We start from the raw sequence: 19,624 nt of genomic DNA, 5'->3' as shown, positions 1-19,624 counted from the left end.
TAGCCCCCTAAGCCCGGTGGTACGGGTGATTGCGGGTGATCGACCAGGCCCGGTAAAGTTGTTCCGCCAGAACTATACGCACCAGAGGGTGAGGCAGGGTAAGCGGCGAGAGGGACCATTGCTGGTCGGCGCGTTTCCGGCAGTCTTCCGCCAGACCGTCAGGGCCGCCAACCAGGAAACTCACATCCCGGCCATCCTGTTGCCAGTTTTCAAGCTGACTGGCCAGTTTTTCGGTCGACCAGGGCCGCCCACCAACCTCCAACGCAATCACCCGGTCTTTCGGGCCCGTCGCTGCGAGAATGGCGTCACTTTCACGCTGCATCAGCCTGGGAATGTCGGGATTCTTGCCCCGGGGAGCCATGGGTATTTCCACCAGTTCCAGGGGCAGCTCCGGCGGCATGCGGCGGGCGTAATCTCCGAATCCGGTACTGACCCAGTCGGGCATTTTCTGCCCCACACAGACCAGGCGTAACCGCATGATTATTCGCTGCCTGCAACACCAAGATCCGGAGCATCGCGCCAGAAACGCTCCAGATCGTAAAACTCCCGCGTGGCAGGCATCATGACATGGACAACCACATCGCCAAGATCTACCAGAATCCAGTCACTGACGCCGGCACCTTCCACGTTGCTCGCGCGAACGCCCTGCTCTTTGGCTTCAACAACCACGGAATCGGCAAGGGATTTCACATGTCGGTTGGACGTTCCTGATGCCAGAACCATGAAGTCGGTGACACTGGTCCGGTCACGGACATCAATCACGCTGATGTCCTGTGCTTTCACATCTTCAAGCGCATTCACTACCAGGTCTTTCAGTTGCTCTGCCTGCATAATCACCCTGTTGGACGGGCGTTTGCCGGAATGGCCGCCCGAAATGTCATATTCAGACGCGATTGTAGCACTAAAAGTTCCCGCCGGGGCATGCGCCGTAAAGCCCCTGGCGGCGAATTTCCCACCAGACCGGATCGGGCACCAGGTAACGGGGCGAGCGGCCGTCACGAATACGCTCCCGGATTCCCGTGGCAGAGATGTCCAGAAGCGGCGGATCCAGCTCAAGAAACCCGCCACAGGGACGGCCATGCAGCACCTGTGGCCCTGTCACAGCCCGCTCCGCCAGCAGTTGCGCCGGCTTGCCCGACGGGTCCAGCGCCGGGCCAGGCCGGCGAACCACAACCACATGGGCAAGGTCCGGGATTTGCTGCCATTGCCGCCAGCGATCGAAGCTGGCAAAGGCATCCGTGCCGACCACCATTACCAGCGGCTCGTCCGGGCCAAGTTCAGCCCGCAACTGGCGAAGCGTATCGGCAGTGTAGGACGCACCCTCCCGAGCCAGCTCCCGGTCGTCAATTCGCAACTGAGGCTCCCCGGCAACCGCCAGCCTGAGCAGGTCCAGACGCTGGTCTGAAGACGCACCGGTCTGCCCCCGATGCGGCGGAATATGACAGGGCACGAGACTGACGCCCCCGACCCCGAGGCGGTCACCGATTTCAAGGGCCAGCCGCAGATGGCCATGGTGCACCGGATCAAAGGTTCCGCCATAAATCACATGCATGGGCATCAGGTCCGGATATGCCCGTCGCCAAATACAACGTACTTCTGGGACGTGAGCCCCTCAAGCCCCACCGGTCCACGGGCATGGATCTTGTCAGTGGAGATACCGATCTCCGCGCCCAGGCCATACTCGAAGCCATCCGCGAAGCGTGTGGAGGCATTGACCATCACCGAACTGGAGTCCACCTCGGTGATAAACCGGCGCGCCCGGGTGTAATTCTCGGTGACGATGCTGTCGGTGTGCTGCGAGCTGTACCGGTTGATGTGGTCAATGGCGCCATCCAGCCCATCAACCACTCGCACCGCCAGAACCGGGGCCAGATATTCGGCTTCCCAGTCTGCCTCGGTCGCCCCGGCAACACCTTCAACAATGGCACGGGTCTGTTCACAACCGCGAAGCTCCACCCCTCTTTCGGCGAAGGCCGGTGCCAGAAGCGGCAGAATGTCCTCCGCAATTTCCTTGTCTACCAACAGTGTTTCCATGGTGTTGCAGGTGCCGTACCGCTGGGTTTTGGCGTTGACCGCCACCTTCAGTGCCTTCTCCGGATCGGCATGGCTGTCGATGTAAACGTGGCATACACCGTCGAGATGCTTGATCACCGGCACCCTGGCATCCCGGCTGATGCGCTCGATCAGACCTTTACCCCCTCTGGGCACGATGACATCCACATACGCGGGCATGGTGATCAGCTCTCCCACGGCGGCGCGGTCCGTTGTTTTGATGACCTGTACGGCTGTTTCTGGCAGGCCAGCCCTTGCCAGTCCCTCCGCGAGACAGCGAGCAATGGCCTGATTGGAATGGATCGATTCGGAACCACCCCGGAGAATGGTGGCGTTTCCGGATTTCAGGCACAGACTGGCCGCTTCAACGGTCACATTGGGGCGGGACTCATAAATTATGCCGATCACACCGAGAGGGACCCGCATCTTGCCGACCTGAATGCCCGAGGGGCGGTACGCCATATCGGTAATGGCGCCAATGGGGTCCGGCAACGATGCCACCTGCTTCAGCCCTTCGATCATGGCGTCGATCCGTGTGGGCGTAAGCTCAAGCCGGTCCAGCATGGCCGCATCGAGGCCGTTTTCCCGGCCCCGTTCCAGATCCTTGCCATTAGCCACAGTCAACTCTTCCCGTGCCGCATCAAGGGCCTCTGCCGTTGCCATCAGGGCGTGATTACGAACGGCGGTGGCCGAGCGCGCGACTTGTGTTGCCGCTGCGCGGGCCTGCTGCCCCACCTCAGCCATGTACGCTGCAATATCCATTCAGTTACCTTTTCGTTTCCAAAGCGCTATTTCAAAGCGAAATCCGGAATAAGTGCCTAACTTTACCTTTCCCGTTTCAAGTACGCATCCCAAACGGATATTATACCGCTGCGGTATGCCATACTCGGAAACCTCGGGAAAGTTTTTTCAGGGAGTTGAGGAAAAGGAAGGACACCATGGCCCAAATGGCCGAAAAATTCCTGTTAAGCAAGTTGTCACGGGCAGGCTTCCTGGCCCTGATTGCGATTGCGGTTCTGTGCGCCACGCTGGGCGAACCCATGGTTGCGGCGGCAGCGGCCGCAGCCGCCGGTGTTGTGATTGCGGGCAAAACATTTCACCCCAGCCGGGCAAACCAACCCTGGCCGCGGGTTCAGCAGGCTTTCTTCCTGGTTCTCCTGCTGATTCTTCTGACCAGTTTCTGGACCGGCCCATGGGTTCTGAGCCACTGGCTGTATGCCATCCCTCTCGTTGCTTTTGCGCTTGTTCCGCCTGCGGCAGCAGCACTCATTACCCTGGTCATCGTTGTTCTGGCCATGGCTGCCACACAGTGGGCAGTCGGCCTGGCAGACCGTCACCAGATGATCAGTGCGTTTCTTCTCACCATACTGCTGTCTGGCCTGCTCGTCTTCCTGCGTGAATACAAAACCCGGCAACTGGCGCCACTGCGCCGGACCGATGAGCTGACCCAGGCCGCCAGCCGGGAATACCTCTCTGCCGATCTGCACAAGGAAATCCAGCGCAGCGAACGGGAAGGTACGGACATGTCCATTATCATGATCGGGCTGGACACCCATCTGAGCGATCATGATCCGGACGAGGATATCCGTTCAATCCTGCCACGCATCGGCCGCTATCTGCATTCCCAGATACGGGATTTCGATACCTACTACCGGGTGGCTGATCTCCAGCTCCTGGTTATCCTCCCGGGCATTTCCACCAGTGACGCCATCGCCCGGGGCGAAACCATTCGCAAGGGGCTGGCAACACTGCTGAACAGTCACGGTATGAATCTCACAGTCAGTACAGGCATTGCCGGGCTCAATATCGGAGACGACGCCAACACGCTTCAGCAAAGTGCGGCCAACGCCCTGCGCCGGGCCCAACAACAGGGGGGTAACCGGAGCCAGGCATACAGCTCCTGGTCGCAGCCGGCGCAACCGAGCCAGCCGCAGGCACAGGGGCCAGCTTCATGACTGAAACCCGCCTCAGAACCTGGACACACGCCTTCGGCTACAGCATCGCCTGCCTGTTTATCTTTACACTGGCCATGCAGAATCTCCGGTATGGCTTTTACGAGCTGTTTTACCTGGCCACAGGCATGGCAGCCCTGACGCTGGCCGGCGCCATTTACACGGTCATCTGCCGCCGGCACCAGCTTTCAGCTCCGGGCCACCTGGTCATTCTCTCGGGCCTGAACAGCGGCATGCTGGCCGCCCTACTGACCCTGGATGCGCCTGGCATTTCCCACTGGGCCATGCCCCTGGTCGCACTGAACCTACTGGTTCTGCCATTGCGCCAGGGCGTGGCACTGTCGCTTCTGCTGCTGATTCCGATGTCGGTCATCCTGTTCCTGCGGCAGGCTCCGGCAGATGCAATCACCGTCATCGGGGGGCTCTTCATTCTGCTCTCAGTCGCCGCACTGTACATCTGGCAATACGATCACATGGCACAGTCTGCCGAGGATCTCGCCATCATCGATCCGGTCACCGGCGCGCACAATTCCCGTTTCCTGGACGAAACCCTGCAAAAGGAAATCAGCCGGGCAATCGCCACCGGGCACCCCCTGTCCGTGATAGACCTGAGCATTGATTACGCGAACGAAGTTGCCGACTTGCACGGCAAGGATCAGGTTCAGGGGCTTTTCCGGCACATGACCGAGCATCTGTTCGGTGTTATTCGTGCCGGCGACACCCTGTATACCCTGAACGAATCCGAGTTTTTCCTGATACTGCCATTCACACCGGAAGAAGGAGTGAGGGTGATTGCTGAACGTATCCGCCGGACCATTGCCGAGCACCACTGGCCGGTGGTCGGGAAAGCAACAGTGAGTCTGGGTTGCACCACCCGTGGCAACGGCGACACCCGGACCGACATGCTCCGGAAGCGGGCGCATCAGGCCATGGAAGAGGCGCGCAAACGAGGCCCGGATTCAGTCTGGTTCAGCCCCGGAGAAACCATCGAAACATGAGCAATGCCTGGCTTAACGAATTGTCGGCCTGGTTGAGCATTCATCCAGGCTGGCTGGCACTGGCTCTTTTTACCACAGCCTTCACCGAATCCCTTGCCATTGCCGGCATCATTGTTCCTGGCGTCGCTATCCTGTTTGCGGTGGCCTTGCTGGCAGGTGAGACCGGGATGCCGTTGCCAGAGGCCCTGCTCTGGGCGGGCCTGGGCGCGATCGCTGGTGACACGGTGAGTTTTGGCCTGGGCCGCCTGATGCAGGGCCGCCTGGCGACTGCCTGGCCGCTAAGCCGCTACCCGGTGATCATCGACAAGGGCGAACGCTTCTTTTGTCGCCACGGAGGCAAGAGTGTCATCATCGGGCGCTTTGTGGGGCCGGTACGGCCAGTGATCCCTCTGATTGCGGGGGCGCTGATGATGCCATGGCATCGTTTTCTGGCATTCAACATCGGCTCGGCGGTCGCCTGGGCGCCGGTGTATATTTTCCCCGGCTTTCTGGTGGGCAGCGCCCTGGCCAGCGGCATACGACCGCCAGCTCACTTTTATGCGGTCACCGGCATCAGCCTTTCGGCGCTGCTCGTCGTCTATTTCGTGCTCTTGCGGTTTCAGCTCGGGCTCGGGGAAGAGGGTCGTTTTTACCAATGGCTGAAACAGTGGATGGGGCAGTACGAGGCCACTCACCGTTTCTGGCGCCTTTACACCAACCAGCGACCAGCCCGGGAGGGGGAATTCCCGCTGGCCTCCTTCATGCTCGCGCTGGGCGCCACCGCCCTGCTGCTGATCTGGGGCCAACTGGCCACGATGACTCATTTGCTGGACGGATTTAATCAGGCGACCCTGCACTGGTTTGAGCAACTGCGCCAGCCGCTGCTGGACGGACCGTTCATTGCCGTCACGCTGCTGGGCGATCCGCCTGTTCTGATGGCCGCCGGAGTCCTGGCCTGCGTGGCACTGCTGTTCAGAGGCTATTATGCCGCCGCAGTTCATGTTCTGATTGCCGCCCTGATGACCGTTTTTCTGGTCTGGGGCCTGAAATCCATGCTCGGAGTCCCCCGGCCGGACGAAGTCCTGAGTCCGCCGGATTCCGGCGCCTTCCCCAGCGGCCACACCGCCGGAATCACCCTTCTGGTCACCCTGCTGGCCAGCTTTGTTGCAGGCGAAACCCGGAACCGCAAGCGCTGGCAATCCTACGTCATCCTGTCACTCCCACTGGTGCCTGTGGCCCTGAGCCGGCTTTACCTGGGGGTTCACTGGTTTACGGATGTTATCGGGGGGCTTCTGCTGGGCCTTGCGGTAACCGGGGCGGTGAGGGCCAGTTACAGCCGGTATGACCGGGTGCCACTGGCACCGGATGTGACTGTTGCGGTTGCATCGGCGTTGTGGCTGCTTTTCGCGGTAACCTACATTTCACTTTCCTGGGATGAGGCAATCACAAACTTTCGCCCGATTGGCCACGGACTCTAGCCCTCCTCCAGCGCTTCCAGCAGCCCCTGCAGGCGACTGAGCCGCTCCAGCGGATCCTGCAACTCCACGAGTTTCTGCTTCTCCTGCTTGTCCAGTGGCAGCAGTTCTGTCAGGCGCCAGCCCACATCCCGGGCATCGCCGTAGTCGATATCCATATTCAGGTCCCGGATTACCGGATGCCGGAACAGCGCCCGGAGCACCGAAGGCAGCTCGCTAAAACCCTGGGGCACCTCGCTTTCCGCCTCTTCGATCAGGCACTCCACATCACCGACATTGAGCCCGTCTTCCTGCTGCCAGCTGCGGACCACCGACACCTTCGACACCCCCTCAACGATAATTCCCAGAAGTCCGTTTTCAAGCTGCTGGAAATCAATGATCCGCACATAGGTGCCAATATCATAGAAAGCGGCAGTGGGCCCGGTTTCCCCACCTTCCCGCAACAGCACAACCACGAAGCCCCGGTCCTCCTTCAGGCAGCGGGTGAGCATATCGATGTAGCGCGGCTCGAACAGCTGCAGGGGAATCCTCCCCCTGGGCAGGACGATGGAATTGAGGGGGAACAGAGGTACATTCATAAGTGCAACAGTCACTGGAAGGCAGATTCCACAGTTTACCAAGCCCGGACAATCATCGGATGGACAGCAATTGCTGAACCTCGTCTACCCGTGCCCTGGCCTCCGTCAGAAGCTGTAAACTGCGGGAGGCGTTGAGTTCAAGCTCGCCCAGACGCCGGTATGCCGGCACTTGGTCGAACGGAGGTAACTCGGCATTCTGGCTGGAACCAATCATCGAGTGCAATTGCGCCACGATGACCACATCCACCAGTTGCGGAGCCGATTCACGGCATTCGTAACCCCAGTCTTCGGCATGCCGAACCGCTTCAGTGAACGCTGGCGGGAATGACCAGTTCTCCAGAACGGCCGTGCCCACGTCCGATCTCAACTCTTTAACAGCATGGTTCAGGTTGGCCTCATCGGCAAAGAGATTCACGTGGTGCTCTGCCTGCACCAATATCGGCACCACTCCGATGTCATGAAGCAGACCCGCCAGCAGCGCCTCCTCCGGGTTGAGGCGAGTGGCATGGTCCGCCAGCACCCAGCACAGGGCCGCCACTTCCCTTGAATGGCGCCAGAGCTTTTCCATTTCTTTCTGCAGCGCAGCCTGGCGGGTCTTGAAAACTTCCCGCATGGAGAACACCGTCACCAGCTGCCGGGTAGTCCGCATGCCAAGCCGGACTACCGCCTCACGGACATTCCGGACGTCACTGAATCCGCGGTACAAGGGACTGTTGCAGGCGCGAACCAGTTTCGCAGCCATGGCCGGATCCGCAGACACCGCAAGTGCTACCTGGTCCGCCGTGGACTCTTCGCGATCGACCGCCCGCCGGACTTTCCAGGCCACATCGGGAACACTCGGAAGCTTGACCTGGTTCGATCGCAGTTCCGAGTAGAACTCCATCAGCAGGTGGTGTTCCTCGCTTTCGATACCATCGGAGCCCTCTCCGGAGTCCATCTCAACCTGCTCTACCGGCGCCGTTCTCAGAAGCTGATTGAGTATCTCCTGCTCTACCACCAGAAATTCGCACGGCTTGACTGCCGTCACGTCGTACATTCGGGGCTGGAGGCGGGCAATGGGGTTATGGGCTTTTTCAGTCTCCGCTTCAATGACCGACTTGCGACCATCCAGCGATTCCAGCTCCACCATGCCTGCAATCAGGAAGAAATCAAGGCCATCCCGGACGCCACGCTCAATAACCCGTTGGCCGGGACCGTGAGTCCTTCGTTCAGCACGGCTGGCAAGCAGCACCAGTTGATCATCGGTCAGCCGGTTAAGCGGCTGAAACTCTTTAAGGCGACGTAGCGGCAGGCTTTCCTGGCCAGCCATAGGCATACTCCTTGTCGGTTCAAACCGGAAAATGTCTGGCAACTCTGTTAACTATTGTAAACAGCGCTTCTGAAAACAACCATGCGCCTGGAGTCTAATCTGGTATCCTCTGTTTTTTGCACAACGTCGTCAGGCAACAACAGAGAGACCAGAACGCCATGCCTCAGTATCGTTCGCGGACATCCACCGCAGGCCGTAACATGGCCGGCGCCCGCGCCCTTTGGCGCGCCACCGGTATGAAAAACGAAGATTTCGGCAAGCCCATCATCGCGGTTGCCAATTCCTTCACCCAGTTTGTACCCGGCCACGTGCACCTCAAGGATCTCGGTCAGCTGGTGTGCCGCGAAATCGAAGCCGCCGGCGGTGTTGCCAAGGAATTCAACACCATCGCCGTGGATGATGGCATTGCCATGGGCCATGACGGCATGCTGTATTCCCTGCCCTCCCGGGAAATCATTGCGGACTCCGTGGAGTACATGGTGAACGCCCACTGCGCCGACGCCCTGGTGTGCATCTCCAACTGCGACAAGATTACCCCGGGCATGCTGATGGCAGCCATGCGTCTGAACATTCCCACCGTCTTTGTCTCCGGCGGCCCCATGGAAGCGGGTAAGACCAGGCTTTCCGAACACAAGCTGGACCTGGTGGATGCCATGGTCATCGCCGCAGACCCGAATGCCAGCGACGAGCAGGTGGAGGAGTATGAGCGCAGCGCCTGCCCAACCTGCGGCTCCTGCTCCGGTATGTTTACCGCCAACTCCATGAACTGCCTCACCGAGGCGATTGGCCTGGCTCTGCCCGGCAACGGCTCAATGCTGGCCACCCACGCAGATCGGGAGCAGTTGTTCCTGAAAGCCGGCAGACAGATTGTGGCGAATGCGCGCCGCTATTACGAGGAAGACGACGCCAGTGTTCTGCCGCTGAGCATTGCCTCCATGGCCGCCTTTGAAAACGCCATGGTCATGGACATCGCCATGGGCGGCTCCACCAACACCATACTTCACCTGCTGGCAGCCGCCCAGGAAGGTGGTGTTCCGTTCACCCTGAACGAAATCGACCAGCTTTCGCGCCGGGTTCCCCAGCTCTGCAAGGTGGCGCCGAACTCACCCAAGTATCATATGGAAGACGTTCACCGCGCCGGCGGCATCATGGGCATTCTCGGCGAACTGGAGCGCGGAGGGCTGATCAATACCGACCTGCCTACCGTGCACAGCAAGACTATGAAGGAAGCCCTCCAGACCTGGGACATCATGCGCTCCCCGACGCCGGAAGTGGTGGAATTCTACAAGGCCGGGCCGGCCGGCATTCCGACCCAGACCGCTTTTTCCCAGAACACCCGCTGGCCAAGCCTGGACGGCGACCGGGAATCCGGTTGTATTCGATCGGTTGAGAACGCCTACAGTTCAGAGGGCGGGCTCGCGGTGCTTTTCGGCAATATCGCTCTGGACGGTTGCGTGGTCAAAACCGCGGGCGTGGACGAAAGCATCTATGTTTTCGAAGGCAAGGCCAGGGTATTCGAAAGTCAGGATTCGGCGGTTGCCGGCATTCTGGCGGATGACGTCAAGCCCGGCGAGGTGGTAATCATCCGCTATGAGGGTCCCCGTGGCGGCCCTGGGATGCAGGAAATGCTCTACCCGACCAGTTATCTGAAATCCAGGGGGCTGGGCAAGGAGTGCGCGCTGCTGACCGACGGGCGTTTCTCTGGCGGCACCTCCGGCCTTTCCATTGGCCACGCCTCGCCCGAGGCTGCTGCCGGTGGTGCGATCGGGCTGATTCAGAACGGCGACGTCATCCGGATCGACATCCCGAACCGGACCATCAACGTCGAGCTGGACCAGCACGAACTGGACCGTCGCCGGGAAGCCCGGGATGCAAAAGGGTGGAAGCCGGAACTGCCGCGGGACAGGAAAGTGTCAGCGGCCCTGAAGGCCTACGCACTGCTGGCAACGAGTGCCGACAAGGGCGCCGTCCGGGACCTCAGCAAACTCGACTGAGAGACTGGATAGCCGGACAACAAAAAGCCCGCGGAAGACCATCCGGCGGGCTTTTTTTATGCGCGAACCAGACTTACCAGAGAGACCAGCCGCCATCGTCCTTTTCTTCGATGGCGCCCTCCTGCTCCGGTTCCGCCGTCGAAGTGGAGGAAGGTGCCGCTTCCTGCGTTGTGGCGGCGGAACCGCCTGCTGACTGTGCGGGTGCCGAGGACGCAACCTTTACCGACATCATGCCCAAGGCTTTTTTCGTTGGCTCGTCCAGAACTCCGCTGGCCTGAAGCCCGTTGTCCTTCTGGAATTTAGTCAGTGCAGCCCGGGTTGTGTCATCCATTTGCGGACTGACATTGTTGATCTCATACCCTGCGCCGTAAAGTGCGTTCTTGAGTGCAACGGTCTCGTCCGCGAAGGCTGCGGGGGCAAAGCCCAGTGTAACCGCCATAACGGCCGCAGCGGCCAGGCGTCCCAGTCGGGTAGTTGCGTTTCTCATGGTGCTCACCTGCTTAACTCCTGATATCTCATCGATACCCGTTTCTTTCTTGTTATGTGGTGCCTATCTCCACAGGCTGGGGCAAACATTTCAGAGACTACCATACTTTTGTCGCATGTCGCCCTACCCGACATCCGGCCCCGTTTCTTCGCTCCGCTCCGGTTCAACAGCTTCTTCGGCCACCGGTTCCGCGACCTGTGCCTCCTCACTGAACTCACGTATGAAGATTCCCCAGAACGCCATGAACAGTGCCGCCACCAGTGGCCCCATCACAAAGCCGTTAATGCCAAACATCACGATGCCACCGAGGGTCGATAGCAACACGATGTAGTCAGGCAGTTTGGTGTCTCGCCCAACGAGGACCGGGCGAAGCAGGTTGTCAGCCAGGCCGATAACCACCACGCCAAATGCCGTCAGTACCGCCGCCTCGATCACATCCCCGACCGCCGCCAGATAGATGGCCGCCGGCACCCAGACCAGCGCGGCGCCCACCGCTGGCAGAAGCGATACAATCGCCATTACCACACCCCAGAGCAACGCCCCGCCGATACCCAGAATCCAGAAAATCAGCCCCCCCAGGGCTCCCTGGATGATGGCAATCAGCAAGTTACCCTTGACGGTAGCGCGGGTGACTTCCGCGAATTTGGCAAACAACAACCGCTCCCGCTCATCCCCGAGTGGCAGCGCTCTAATGATCAGTTCCACCAGCGCACTGCCGTCCCGCAGCAGGAAGAACGCCAGATAAACCATCAACGCCAGCCCCAGGAAAAACTGGAAGGTATTCTGGCCGAGCCCCAAGGCCTGCTTGCCGAGGAACTGGCTGCCTCCCACGAAAATACTCACTGCCCTATCTCTCAATTCGGCAAAACTGATATCAAACTGCGCGAGGAATGCCTGAATAGCCGGGAAAGACTGATTGACGCGGTCTATGTACTCCCCGGGTCGTATGTCTCCACTCTGGATCTGCTGGTAAAGCGCCACGCCCTCGGCAACCAGCGATGTCACCAGAACCAGAACGGGAATCACTACGATAAACATGCAGATGAAGAGCGTAATCAACGCATTCAGATTGGGCCGGTTTCCCAGCTTACGGACCAGCAACTGCTGCACCGGATGGAAAATCAGGGCAATCGCAACGGCCCAGAATATAGGGCCGAAAAAGGGTTTCATGAGAAACACGAAAGCCAGAGAGACCCCCACCAACAAGGCAAGAAAAGTCCGTGTTTCAAGTTTTGCGTACATAGTACTGGCGGTTCCCCGGAAATCGTCCTGAATGATGGCAAGCACTTCTAGCCTACCATGCTGGCGTGGCCACTGTAGTCATCTTCGGGTTATAGTGGACGGTTATTGATCAACCAGTTAACAGGTCATGTTGTTGGAACCGGAAACCTTCACCACAGAAACCGCCCTGGAAGCTGCCACGCAGTTGCGCAAGGTACTGGCCGCACGGACTCACCGACGCAAGGTGATGGGCCAGGACGTGATGGTGCCCGGGCAGTTGGGCGAGGCTCTGCAACTGCCCCGCATTATCAATCGCCTGCAGAGCAAGCAACTGAAACAGCGGGAACTGGGTCTTGAGGGCTTCCAGGAACTCTGGCCTACATTGTCACCGCAGACACGGGAGAGAGTGCTGGACGCCATCGGCTGGTACAACCCCAAGGAGCTCGACTGGGAAGACAAGCGCTCCAACCGCAAACCACTGGTCGATCCGGACAAATGAGCCGTACAAATCCGGCAACAGGACCTTGAACTGCCATACCTGGCCAGATGCCGGGCATCGCCTCCTGATTCAAACCGGCAACGCTCTGTTACGCAACTCAAACACACAAAATTTCCATCTGATTTATCCTGACACTCGACGATTGTATTAGGGAGGTCTGATCGCCAGATGGCTCCCGGCAATCACGCAACCAATCAGTCAGGACAGTCGATGGCATGCGTATTCTGAGAACCGATGAAGCCCGCTTCGCAGGTCTTCCGGACTACCCTTTTGCTCCACACTATGTCGACGTAGAGCCCGGTCTCCGGATGCACTATGTTGACGATGGGCCACGCAATGCCTCTCCGGTACTGATGCTGCATGGCGAGCCATCCTGGTCTTACCTCTACCGGCACATGATTCCGCTGGTGGCAGGCGCCGGCCACCGGGTGCTGGCGCCAGACCTGATTGGCTTCGGAAAATCCGACAAGCCGGACTCGGTTGAGGATTACAGCTATAGCCGTCACCTGACCTGGCTGGCCAACTGGCTGGAGAGCCTGAGCCTTACGAATATAACCCTGGTGTGCCAGAACTGGGGGTCACTGCTGGGTTTGCGACTGGCTGCCGAACATCCGCAGCGATTCAGCCGCATCATTGTCGGTAATGGCATGTTGCCGACGGGAGAAACCCGGATGCCTGCTGTGTTCTCGGTCTGGAAGACGTTTGCCACCCACAGCCCCTGGTTCCCGGTCGGGCGGATTGTTCAACTGGGCACTGAACGCACCCTGAGCAAAGCGGAACTTGCCGCCTATGAGGCGCCATTCCCGTCCGCGGATTTCAAAGCTGGAGCACGAGCTTTCCCCAAGCTGGTACCAACCGAACCGGGGGCTCCGGACAGCGAAGCCAACAAAGCCGCCTGGCAGGTTCTGGAAAAATGGAAGAAACCGTTCATCACCTGCTTCAGTAGCGGCGACCCGATCACCCGCGGCGGCGACCGGTACATGCAGCGCCGGATTCCCGGGGCCCACGGCCAGCCCCACATCACCCTGCGTGGCGGGCACTTCCTCCAGGAAGACTCGCCGGAAGATTTCGCGCGCATCATCATCGACGCCCTGAGATCGGAAATGGCGGCCTGAGCCACCCTTTCTCCCAACCGAAGACCGTCACGGTCTGCCGGCTCGGGACAACGGGCCGGCAAAGCAACGGGACACTCACCGGCAACTACCTACAGGCCCGGCAGGGTTTGGCGTATTAAAGCAGCAAGAAAACCGCTATAATACCCGCACATCATGCATTGCCCGGCAATGCTCTACCTCCCGAATTCCGAGTGAATCAATGTCTGAATTGTCTTTTGCCGAACTGGGGCTTGATCCAGCCGTACTTGAAGCTGTATCCGCCGTTGGCTATGAAACCCCGTCACCGATCCAGGCCCAGGCCATCCCTGCGCTGCTTGCCGGCAAGCATCTGCTGGGTGTCGCCCAGACAGGTACCGGTAAAACCGCGGCCTTTGCACTGCCTCTGCTGAGCCGGATTGACGCCTCTGTAACCGACCCCCAGATTCTGGTGCTGGCGCCGACGCGCGAACTGGCCATCCAGGTGGCCGAAGCGTTTACTACCTACGCCAGCAAGTTCCGTAATTTCCATGTTCTGCCGATTTATGGCGGACAGGATTTCTATCCCCAGATCAAAGGCCTTCGCCGTGGCGCCCAGGTTATCGTGGGTACGCCGGGCCGCATGCTGGACCACCTGCGTAAGGGCACCCTGAAGCTGGATAGTCTGAAAGCACTGGTTCTGGATGAAGCAGACGAAATGCTGCGCATGGGCTTTATTGATGACGTAGAGGCAATTCTGGCGAAAACGCCGGAAAACTGTCAGCGCGCCCTGTTCTCGGCGACCATGCCGCCGCAGATCAAGAAAGTTGCCAAGACCTATCTGAGCGACGCCGTCGAGGTCCGCATCGAGAGCGAAACCCGCACGGTTGAGCGTATCTCCCAGTTTGTTCTGCCGGTATACGCCGAGCGCAAGCTGGATGCCCTGACCCGGATTCTTGAAGTGGAGCCGTTCGACGCCTCCATCATCTTCGTGCGCACCAAGGCGGAAACCACCTTGCTGGCCGAAAAACTCTCTGCCCGCGGCCACGCGGTTGCACCGCTGAATGGCGATCTGAACCAGCGCCAGCGGGAGCAGACCGTTGAAGACCTGAAACGCGGCAAGAAGGACATCATCGTCGCCACGGACGTGGCCGCCCGCGGTCTGGATGTGCCCAGGATCACCCACGTGATCAACTACGATGTACCCTACGATACCGAAGCCTACATCCACCGCACCGGCCGTACCGGCCGCGCCGGACGGGAAGGCAAGGCAATCCTGCTGGTCACACCCCGGGAACGCAGCTGGCTGCGCACCCTGGAGCGTGCCACCAACTCACCCATGCAAGCCTATCAACTGCCTTCGCCGGTTGAGCTGAAAAAAATGCGCGAGCAGCAGTTCGAAACGCAGCTGTTGGGTTTTTCCGAGGATGGCAAACTGGCGAAAGCGATGGCGCTGCTGGATGAGATTGCCGAGCGCAATGACATGGACACGGCGATGGTGGCCGGCGCCCTGGCCTGCTGGCTGGAAGCCTCCCAGCCGGGCTCGCTTCCGCTGGAGCAACCGGAGGCCTTGCCGGAGATTTCAGCCAACGCGCCGCCGCGTCGAGACCGCCAGGGTGGTCGCCCGGGTGGCAAGCCCGGATACAAGCCCGGCTTCAAGAAAGGCCCCAAGGGCCGTGGCGGTCCCGGCCCGAAGGGTAAGCCCCCTGGCAAAGGCGGCAAGCCCGCAGGCAAGCGCCCGCCCCGTCATGCCGACGCCAAGCGCTGATAGACTACGAAGCTATAGTCGTAAGGGTTGTTATCGGACGCGGAGAAATCCTCCCGTCCGATTTCCTCCCACTCATCCCAGTTTACTTCCGGAAAAAATGCATCCCCTTCCACCTCAGCGTGCACCTGGGTGATGTACATGCGATCAACCATCGGCAGCGCCTCGGCATAGATCTGCCCGCCACCGATAATCATCACTTCATCTCCGCCTTCCAGCTCAACCTGAGCCTCGGCTTTCACCAACGCCTCTTGCAGCGACTTTGCCGCCACGGTTCCCGCTGGCGCTTCCCAGGCATCGTTCCGTGAAATAACCACGTTCATCCGCCCCGGCAACGGCCGGCCAATGGAGTCCCAGGTTTTCCGTCCCATGATGATAGGCTTGCCCATGGTGGCCTGCTTGAAGTACCGCAGATCGCCCGGCAGGTACCAAGGCAGATTGTTGTTCCGGCCTATGACCCGGTTTCGGGACATGGCTACTATCAGGGCTTTTCTCACCTTTGCTCTCCCTTTGACTAACGTGTAACTCTGAATCTCATAGTTCGCGGGCTGCAGCAGGGCGGGCACATCCCTCCAAAAAAACGCCTCAAGGCATCCATGCGCGGCTTGGGCTCCGCCATCCATGGCTCCGCACATTTTTTGGAGGGATGTGCCCGCCCTGCTGCGATTCAAGCCATGATGCAGCTGCCCCAAAGGCCTTTTCAACAGCACTTCAAGTGCCTTTGTAACAACCGGAATTCCAACTCGTTCGCGGATTCGGGAGATTCTATCTCCTTCAGCTTGAATGCAGGGGAGCGGGATGGGGCTTTCCGAAAATGTGCGGAGCCAAGCGTACACGGACGTATTCACAGCGTTTTTCGGAAAGCCCCATCCCGCTCCCCTGCCGCCCCCAAACCTATCGGACCAGGCCGTAGACAAAGGGTCAAATAGCAATAGGAGCCTTAATCCCGGGATACGGGTCATAGCCCTCAAACTCAAAATCCTCCAGCTCGTACTCGAATATACTCGCCGGCCTGCGCTTGATAACGAGGTTCGGCAACGCCCGGGGCTCTCTCGTCAGTTGCTCGAAGACAATGTCGTCAGTCAGGTGGTTCTGATACAAGTGGCAGTCGCCGAATGTGTGGACAAACTCACCCACTTCCAGATCACACTGCTGGGCGATCATGTGGGTCAACAACGCATAGGAGGCGATATTGAACGGTACACCCAGGAACAGGTCCGCGCTACGCTGGTAGAGCTGGCAGGAGAGCCTGCCGTCGGCCACGTAGAACTGGAACAGGCAGTGGCAGGGAGCCAGCGCCATGCGGCCCTGGCGGACGTTGTCCTGGGGGCCGATGGATTCGTCCGGCAGTTGCGCCGGGTTCCAGGCGGAGACGATCAGGCGGCGGGAATTGGGCTTGGTGCGGATCTGCCCGATGACCTCGCTGATCTGGTCCACCACCTCCCCGTTCGGGCACTGCCAGCTGCGCCACTGTTTGCCGTAGATGGGGCCGAGGTCTCCATTCGCCAGTGCCCATTCATTCCAGATGGATACCTTGCGTTCTTTCAGCCAGGTGTTGTCGGTGGAGCCGCGGAGGAACCAGAGCAGTTCGTAGATGATGCTGCGCAGATGGACTTTCTTGGTGGTTACCAGAGGAAAGCCATCCTGCAGGTTGAACCGGATCTGGCGGCCGAATACCGAGCGGGTACCAACGCCGGTACGGTCACCCTTGTCGAATCCGTTATCGACAACGTCTTGCATCAGGTCGAGGTAGGCTTTCATTCGGCTTGTTTCCGGTAGGCAATAAACATCAGGGCTGCACCCACAACAATCATCGGGAAGGAAAGTACCTGCCCCATGGTGAGCCAGTCAAAGGCCAGGTAGCCCAGCTGCGGGTCCGGCTGGCGCACGAATTCCACCATAAAGCGGAACACGCCGTAGCCGATCAGGAACAGGCCGGAGACGGCCATTCTGGGCCTTTGCCTGGAGGAGAACCACCACAGGATGACGAACAGGGCGACGCCTTCCAGGGCAAACTGGTAGAGCTGGGAGGGATGACGGGCCAGGGAATCCGGCGCGGTACGGAACACCATGCCCCAGGCAACGTCCGTGGGTTTGCCCCACAACTCCCCGTTAATGAAGTTACCAATCCGGCCGGCGCCAAGCCCTACCGGCACCAGCGGTGCAACGAAATCGGCCATGCGCCAGAAACCACACTCCACTTTGCGCCCGTACCACCACATGGCGAATATCACGCCCAGCAAGCCACCGTGGAAGGACATACCGCCTTCCCAGACCCGCAGAAGCCAGAGCGGATCTGCCAGAAAGGCATCAAAATTGTAGAACAGCACATAACCCACACGGCCCCCGAGAATGACCCCCAGCGCCAGGTAGAACAGCAGATCGCCCATCTGTTCTTCGTTGATGGGAGACCAGGGTTTGCGTGTGCGGATCTTGCCAAGCCACCAGCCGGCGACAAAGCCCACCAGATAGGTCAGGCCGTACCAGTGGATCTTGAGGGGGCCAATGGCAATGGCCACCGGATCAATCTGGGGATGTTGCAGCATCGATTAACCTCTCAGCTCAGGAGAAAACGGAGACCCACCAGCAAAAGCATGATGGAAAAAATACGCTTGAGAACCCGGGGGTTCAGCCGATGGGCCAGGTTGGCACCTATCCGGGCAAAGAAAACGCTGGTGAGGATAATACCGGTCAGCGCAGGCAGATAGATGAAACCGACACTCAGTTCCGGCAGAGCTGGATTCTGCCAGCCGGTCCAGATGTTGCCAAGTGCACCGGCGATGGCAATCGGCAGGCCGCAAGCGGCCGATGTACCCACAGCCTGTTGCATGCGTACATTGCTCCAGCTCAGGTAGGGTACGGTGAGCGTGCCCCCGCCAATCCCGAAGATGGCCGAGGCCCAGCCGATGCCTCCGCCGGCAACCCCCAACCCCGCGATACCCGGAACATCCCGGCCAGGTTTGGGGTCCACCTGAAAAAACATCTTGAGGCCAACGAGGATGACAAAAACGCCAATAACCAGTTCAAGGGCCGGGCCACTCATCAACGACGCTGTCCAGGCACCGATCAGGGCTCCGGCAATAATCCCCATGGTCATGGGCCGGAACAGATCCCAGCGCACAGCGCCATGCCGGTGGTGGGAACGGATGGAACTGGCCGACGTGAACACGATGGTTGCCAGCGACGTACCCACCGCCAAGTGAGGAACAATCTCCGGGCTGATCCCCCGGAGACCGAAACTGAAAATAAGCACCGGCACGATAATCAGCCCACCGCCGATACCAAACAGGCCAGCAACGGTGCCTGCGAGGGCGCCGAGGGCCAGATACGATGCTATTTCGAAGATCAGCGTCATAGTTTGTCACGCACCCGGGAAAACCAAGGCTGGTATGATACACAGCGCAAGAGTCAACTTCATTAACTCCGGGAGCCCGTTCTCCACCATGTGCCTGATTGCCTTTGCCCTTGGCCAGAACCCTCATTTTCCGCTGGTTGTCGCGGCCAACCGGGATGAATTCTTTCGTCGCCCCACGGCCGCCATGGACTGGTGGACAACCGACACAGGCACCCGGGTGCTCGCCGGCCGGGATCTTCAGTCCGGCGGAACCTGGCTTGCGGTCTCTGCCGAAGGGGACGTCAGCGCTGTCACCAACGTACGCGAAGGTACACCGGAAACCGGCCGTATCAGCCGGGGCGAACTTCCCCTGCGGGCGCTCAACGATTCCAGGCGGCACCTTGAAGGCTACCTGCATCGTAATGCCGATCATTTTTCCGGCTTCAACCTCGTTCACCTGACGCCCCGGGACGGCTGGTATTTCAGCAACCGGGACGCTCATCCCGGCCGGCACATCCACCGGGGCGTTTACGGCCTGAGCAACCATCTTCTGCAGACTCCCTGGCCCAAGCTGGTCCGGCTGCGCCAGGCCGTTGGCGATGCCGCCGCCGCCGCCGGTAACGATGCCGGCAAACTGCACGGCGTGTTGGTTGCGCTGCTTCAGGACACCACGCCGGCCCCGGACCGGCTATTACCCGACACCGGGGTGGGGATTGATACCGAACGCTTCCTCTCGTCCCCCTTTATCGCCGGCTCAGACTACGGCACCCGGGCGACTACTGTGGTCAGTGTCTCCGGCACCGGTGACATCCATGTGACCGAACAGAGCTGGGGGCCTGATGCCGAAACCGGTGAACGCCGTCACTTCCACTGGCAGCGATAGCAAGCAAGCTCTGGTATACTCCGCAAAA

20 protein-coding genes are annotated in these 19,624 nt (G+C 59.8%); 8 read left to right on the top strand and 12 right to left on the bottom strand.

From position 1 onward, the window contains the following. Positions 1–7: 7 nt before the first annotated feature. The 4 genes from rlmH to NLK58_RS17955 form a co-directional block, all read right to left on the bottom strand. Positions 8–478, bottom strand: a complete 471-nt coding sequence (rlmH, locus tag NLK58_RS17970) for a 23S rRNA (pseudouridine(1915)-N(3))-methyltransferase RlmH (RefSeq protein WP_117619701.1) — start codon at positions 476–478, stop codon at positions 8–10. Between the two features lie 2 nt (positions 479–480). After that, positions 481–831 (bottom strand): ribosome silencing factor, encoded by a 351-nt coding sequence (gene rsfS, locus NLK58_RS17965; RefSeq protein ID WP_099619416.1) that lies wholly within the window; start codon positions 829–831, stop codon positions 481–483. A 70-nt stretch (positions 832–901) separates the two neighbouring features. After that, positions 902–1,552 (bottom strand): nicotinate-nucleotide adenylyltransferase, encoded by a 651-nt coding sequence (gene nadD, locus NLK58_RS17960; RefSeq protein WP_341581405.1) that lies wholly within the window; start codon positions 1,550–1,552, stop codon positions 902–904. Positions 1,553–1,557: 5 nt separating this feature from the next. Further along, a complete protein-coding gene (locus tag NLK58_RS17955; RefSeq protein ID WP_117619699.1) occupies positions 1,558–2,814 on the bottom strand; it encodes a glutamate-5-semialdehyde dehydrogenase in 1,257 nt (418 codons plus the stop codon). Between the two features lie 176 nt (positions 2,815–2,990). Here NLK58_RS17955 and NLK58_RS17950 point away from each other — a divergent pair, with 176 nt between their 5' ends. Genes NLK58_RS17950 through NLK58_RS17940 form a run of 3 tightly spaced genes read left to right on the top strand, consistent with a single transcriptional unit; the run spans position 2,991 to position 6,459 of the window. Then, entirely contained in the window at positions 2,991–4,007 is a 1,017-nt protein-coding gene (locus NLK58_RS17950; RefSeq protein ID WP_117619698.1) for a GGDEF domain-containing protein, read from the top strand. Then, positions 4,004–5,002 (top strand): GGDEF domain-containing protein, encoded by a 999-nt coding sequence (locus NLK58_RS17945; protein ID WP_117619697.1) that lies wholly within the window; start codon positions 4,004–4,006, stop codon positions 5,000–5,002. The genes NLK58_RS17950 and NLK58_RS17945 overlap by 4 nt, the downstream gene beginning before the upstream one ends. Then, the gene (locus NLK58_RS17940) at positions 4,999–6,459 is read left to right on the top strand and encodes a bifunctional DedA family/phosphatase PAP2 family protein (protein WP_117619696.1); all 1,461 of its coding nucleotides are present in this window, start codon (positions 4,999–5,001) and stop codon (positions 6,457–6,459) included. Before NLK58_RS17945 ends, NLK58_RS17940 begins: the two co-directional genes overlap by 4 nt. Here the strand turns inward: NLK58_RS17940 and NLK58_RS17935 are convergent. Both NLK58_RS17935 and NLK58_RS17930 read right to left on the bottom strand, forming a co-directional pair. Further along, a complete protein-coding gene (locus tag NLK58_RS17935; protein ID WP_117619695.1) occupies positions 6,456–7,034 on the bottom strand; it encodes an LON peptidase substrate-binding domain-containing protein in 579 nt (192 codons plus the stop codon). The genes NLK58_RS17940 and NLK58_RS17935 overlap by 4 nt on opposite strands. Before the next feature lie 52 nt (positions 7,035–7,086). Next, a complete protein-coding gene (locus tag NLK58_RS17930) occupies positions 7,087–8,343 on the bottom strand; it encodes an HDOD domain-containing protein (protein ID WP_117619694.1) in 1,257 nt (418 codons plus the stop codon). Between the two features lie 158 nt (positions 8,344–8,501). Between NLK58_RS17930 and ilvD the strand changes: the two genes are divergently transcribed. Continuing rightward, positions 8,502–10,337 carry a dihydroxy-acid dehydratase gene (ilvD, locus tag NLK58_RS17925; RefSeq protein ID WP_117619693.1) on the top strand — a complete coding sequence of 612 codons (1,836 nt, stop codon included), beginning with the start codon at positions 8,502–8,504 and terminating at the stop codon, positions 10,335–10,337. Positions 10,338–10,410: 73 nt separating this feature from the next. Here the strand turns inward: ilvD and NLK58_RS17920 are convergent, their stop codons facing one another. Next, a complete protein-coding gene (locus tag NLK58_RS17920) occupies positions 10,411–10,824 on the bottom strand; it encodes a peptidoglycan-binding domain-containing protein (RefSeq protein ID WP_117620444.1) in 414 nt (137 codons plus the stop codon). 123 nt (positions 10,825–10,947) lie between these two features. After that, positions 10,948–12,066, bottom strand: a complete 1,119-nt coding sequence (locus NLK58_RS17915; protein WP_117620443.1) for an AI-2E family transporter — start codon at positions 12,064–12,066, stop codon at positions 10,948–10,950. A gap of 127 nt (positions 12,067–12,193) precedes the next feature. Here NLK58_RS17915 and NLK58_RS17910 point away from each other — a divergent pair, with 127 nt between their 5' ends. From NLK58_RS17910 to NLK58_RS17900, 3 genes are all read left to right on the top strand, one after another. After that, positions 12,194–12,544 (top strand): hypothetical protein, encoded by a 351-nt coding sequence (locus NLK58_RS17910; RefSeq protein WP_117619692.1) that lies wholly within the window; start codon positions 12,194–12,196, stop codon positions 12,542–12,544. A gap of 215 nt (positions 12,545–12,759) precedes the next feature. Next, positions 12,760–13,659 carry a haloalkane dehalogenase gene (locus NLK58_RS17905; protein ID WP_117619691.1) on the top strand — a complete coding sequence of 300 codons (900 nt, stop codon included), beginning with the start codon at positions 12,760–12,762 and terminating at the stop codon, positions 13,657–13,659. 199 nt (positions 13,660–13,858) lie between these two features. Continuing rightward, entirely contained in the window at positions 13,859–15,382 is a 1,524-nt protein-coding gene (locus tag NLK58_RS17900; protein WP_117619690.1) for a DEAD/DEAH box helicase, read from the top strand. Here NLK58_RS17900 and NLK58_RS17895 read toward each other — a convergent pair. The 4 genes from NLK58_RS17895 to NLK58_RS17880 all read right to left on the bottom strand — a co-directional run bounded on the left by NLK58_RS17895 (position 15,361) and on the right by NLK58_RS17880 (position 18,734). Then, positions 15,361–15,852, bottom strand: a complete 492-nt coding sequence (locus NLK58_RS17895) for a dihydrofolate reductase (RefSeq protein ID WP_376788096.1) — start codon at positions 15,850–15,852, stop codon at positions 15,361–15,363. The two genes, NLK58_RS17900 and NLK58_RS17895, sit on opposite strands and share 22 nt — an antisense overlap. 448 nt (positions 15,853–16,300) lie before the next feature. Next, complete coding sequence (locus tag NLK58_RS17890; protein ID WP_341581403.1) at positions 16,301–17,140, bottom strand: thymidylate synthase; 840 nt, start codon at positions 17,138–17,140, stop codon at positions 16,301–16,303. Continuing rightward, positions 17,137–17,925, bottom strand: a complete 789-nt coding sequence (lgt, locus tag NLK58_RS17885; protein ID WP_117619643.1) for a prolipoprotein diacylglyceryl transferase — start codon at positions 17,923–17,925, stop codon at positions 17,137–17,139. Before lgt ends, NLK58_RS17890 begins: the two co-directional genes overlap by 4 nt. Before the next feature lie 11 nt (positions 17,926–17,936). Then, positions 17,937–18,734 carry a sulfite exporter TauE/SafE family protein gene (locus NLK58_RS17880; protein ID WP_117619642.1) on the bottom strand — a complete coding sequence of 266 codons (798 nt, stop codon included), beginning with the start codon at positions 18,732–18,734 and terminating at the stop codon, positions 17,937–17,939. 88 nt (positions 18,735–18,822) lie between these two features. Here NLK58_RS17880 and NLK58_RS17875 point away from each other — a divergent pair, with 88 nt between their 5' ends. Beyond that, positions 18,823–19,596: an NRDE family protein gene (locus NLK58_RS17875; protein WP_341582826.1), complete on the top strand. Its 774-nt coding sequence runs from the start codon at positions 18,823–18,825 to the stop codon at positions 19,594–19,596. Positions 19,597–19,624: the final 28 nt, after the last annotated feature.

It is taken from the genome of Marinobacter metalliresistant (genome assembly GCF_038098645.1).
Classification (GTDB): Bacteria; Pseudomonadota; Gammaproteobacteria; order Pseudomonadales; family Oleiphilaceae; genus Marinobacter; species Marinobacter metalliresistant.
This window is presented reverse-complemented; position numbering and strand designations above follow the sequence as displayed.

Bases quoted from the DNA above. Each gene is read 5' to 3' on its own strand.
- rlmH (WP_117619701.1), bottom strand. From the start codon at position 478: ATGCGGTTACGCCTGGTCTGTGTGGGGCAGAAAATGCCCGACTGGGTC.
- NLK58_RS17905 (WP_117619691.1), top strand. From the start codon at position 12,760: ATGCGTATTCTGAGAACCGATGAAGCCCGCTTCGCAGGTCTTCCGGAC.
- NLK58_RS17940 (WP_117619696.1), top strand. From the start codon at position 4,999: ATGAGCAATGCCTGGCTTAACGAATTGTCGGCCTGGTTGAGCATTCAT.
- NLK58_RS17880 (WP_117619642.1), bottom strand. From the start codon at position 18,734: ATGACGCTGATCTTCGAAATAGCATCGTATCTGGCCCTCGGCGCCCTC.
- NLK58_RS17910 (WP_117619692.1), top strand. From the start codon at position 12,194: ATGTTGTTGGAACCGGAAACCTTCACCACAGAAACCGCCCTGGAAGCT.
- rsfS (WP_099619416.1), bottom strand. From the start codon at position 831: ATGCAGGCAGAGCAACTGAAAGACCTGGTAGTGAATGCGCTTGAAGAT.
- ilvD (WP_117619693.1), top strand. From the start codon at position 8,502: ATGCCTCAGTATCGTTCGCGGACATCCACCGCAGGCCGTAACATGGCC.
- NLK58_RS17945 (WP_117619697.1), top strand. From the start codon at position 4,004: ATGACTGAAACCCGCCTCAGAACCTGGACACACGCCTTCGGCTACAGC.
- NLK58_RS17950 (WP_117619698.1), top strand. From the start codon at position 2,991: ATGGCCCAAATGGCCGAAAAATTCCTGTTAAGCAAGTTGTCACGGGCA.
- lgt (WP_117619643.1), bottom strand. From the start codon at position 17,925: ATGCTGCAACATCCCCAGATTGATCCGGTGGCCATTGCCATTGGCCCC.
- NLK58_RS17920 (WP_117620444.1), bottom strand. From the start codon at position 10,824: ATGAGAAACGCAACTACCCGACTGGGACGCCTGGCCGCTGCGGCCGTT.
- NLK58_RS17890 (WP_341581403.1), bottom strand. From the start codon at position 17,140: ATGAAAGCCTACCTCGACCTGATGCAAGACGTTGTCGATAACGGATTC.
- nadD (WP_341581405.1), bottom strand. From the start codon at position 1,552: ATGCATGTGATTTATGGCGGAACCTTTGATCCGGTGCACCATGGCCAT.
- NLK58_RS17875 (WP_341582826.1), top strand. From the start codon at position 18,823: ATGTGCCTGATTGCCTTTGCCCTTGGCCAGAACCCTCATTTTCCGCTG.
- NLK58_RS17900 (WP_117619690.1), top strand. From the start codon at position 13,859: ATGTCTGAATTGTCTTTTGCCGAACTGGGGCTTGATCCAGCCGTACTT.
- NLK58_RS17895 (WP_376788096.1), bottom strand. From the start codon at position 15,852: ATGTCCCGAAACCGGGTCATAGGCCGGAACAACAATCTGCCTTGGTAC.
- NLK58_RS17955 (WP_117619699.1), bottom strand. From the start codon at position 2,814: ATGGATATTGCAGCGTACATGGCTGAGGTGGGGCAGCAGGCCCGCGCA.
- NLK58_RS17915 (WP_117620443.1), bottom strand. From the start codon at position 12,066: ATGTACGCAAAACTTGAAACACGGACTTTTCTTGCCTTGTTGGTGGGG.
- NLK58_RS17930 (WP_117619694.1), bottom strand. From the start codon at position 8,343: ATGGCTGGCCAGGAAAGCCTGCCGCTACGTCGCCTTAAAGAGTTTCAG.
- NLK58_RS17935 (WP_117619695.1), bottom strand. From the start codon at position 7,034: ATGAATGTACCTCTGTTCCCCCTCAATTCCATCGTCCTGCCCAGGGGG.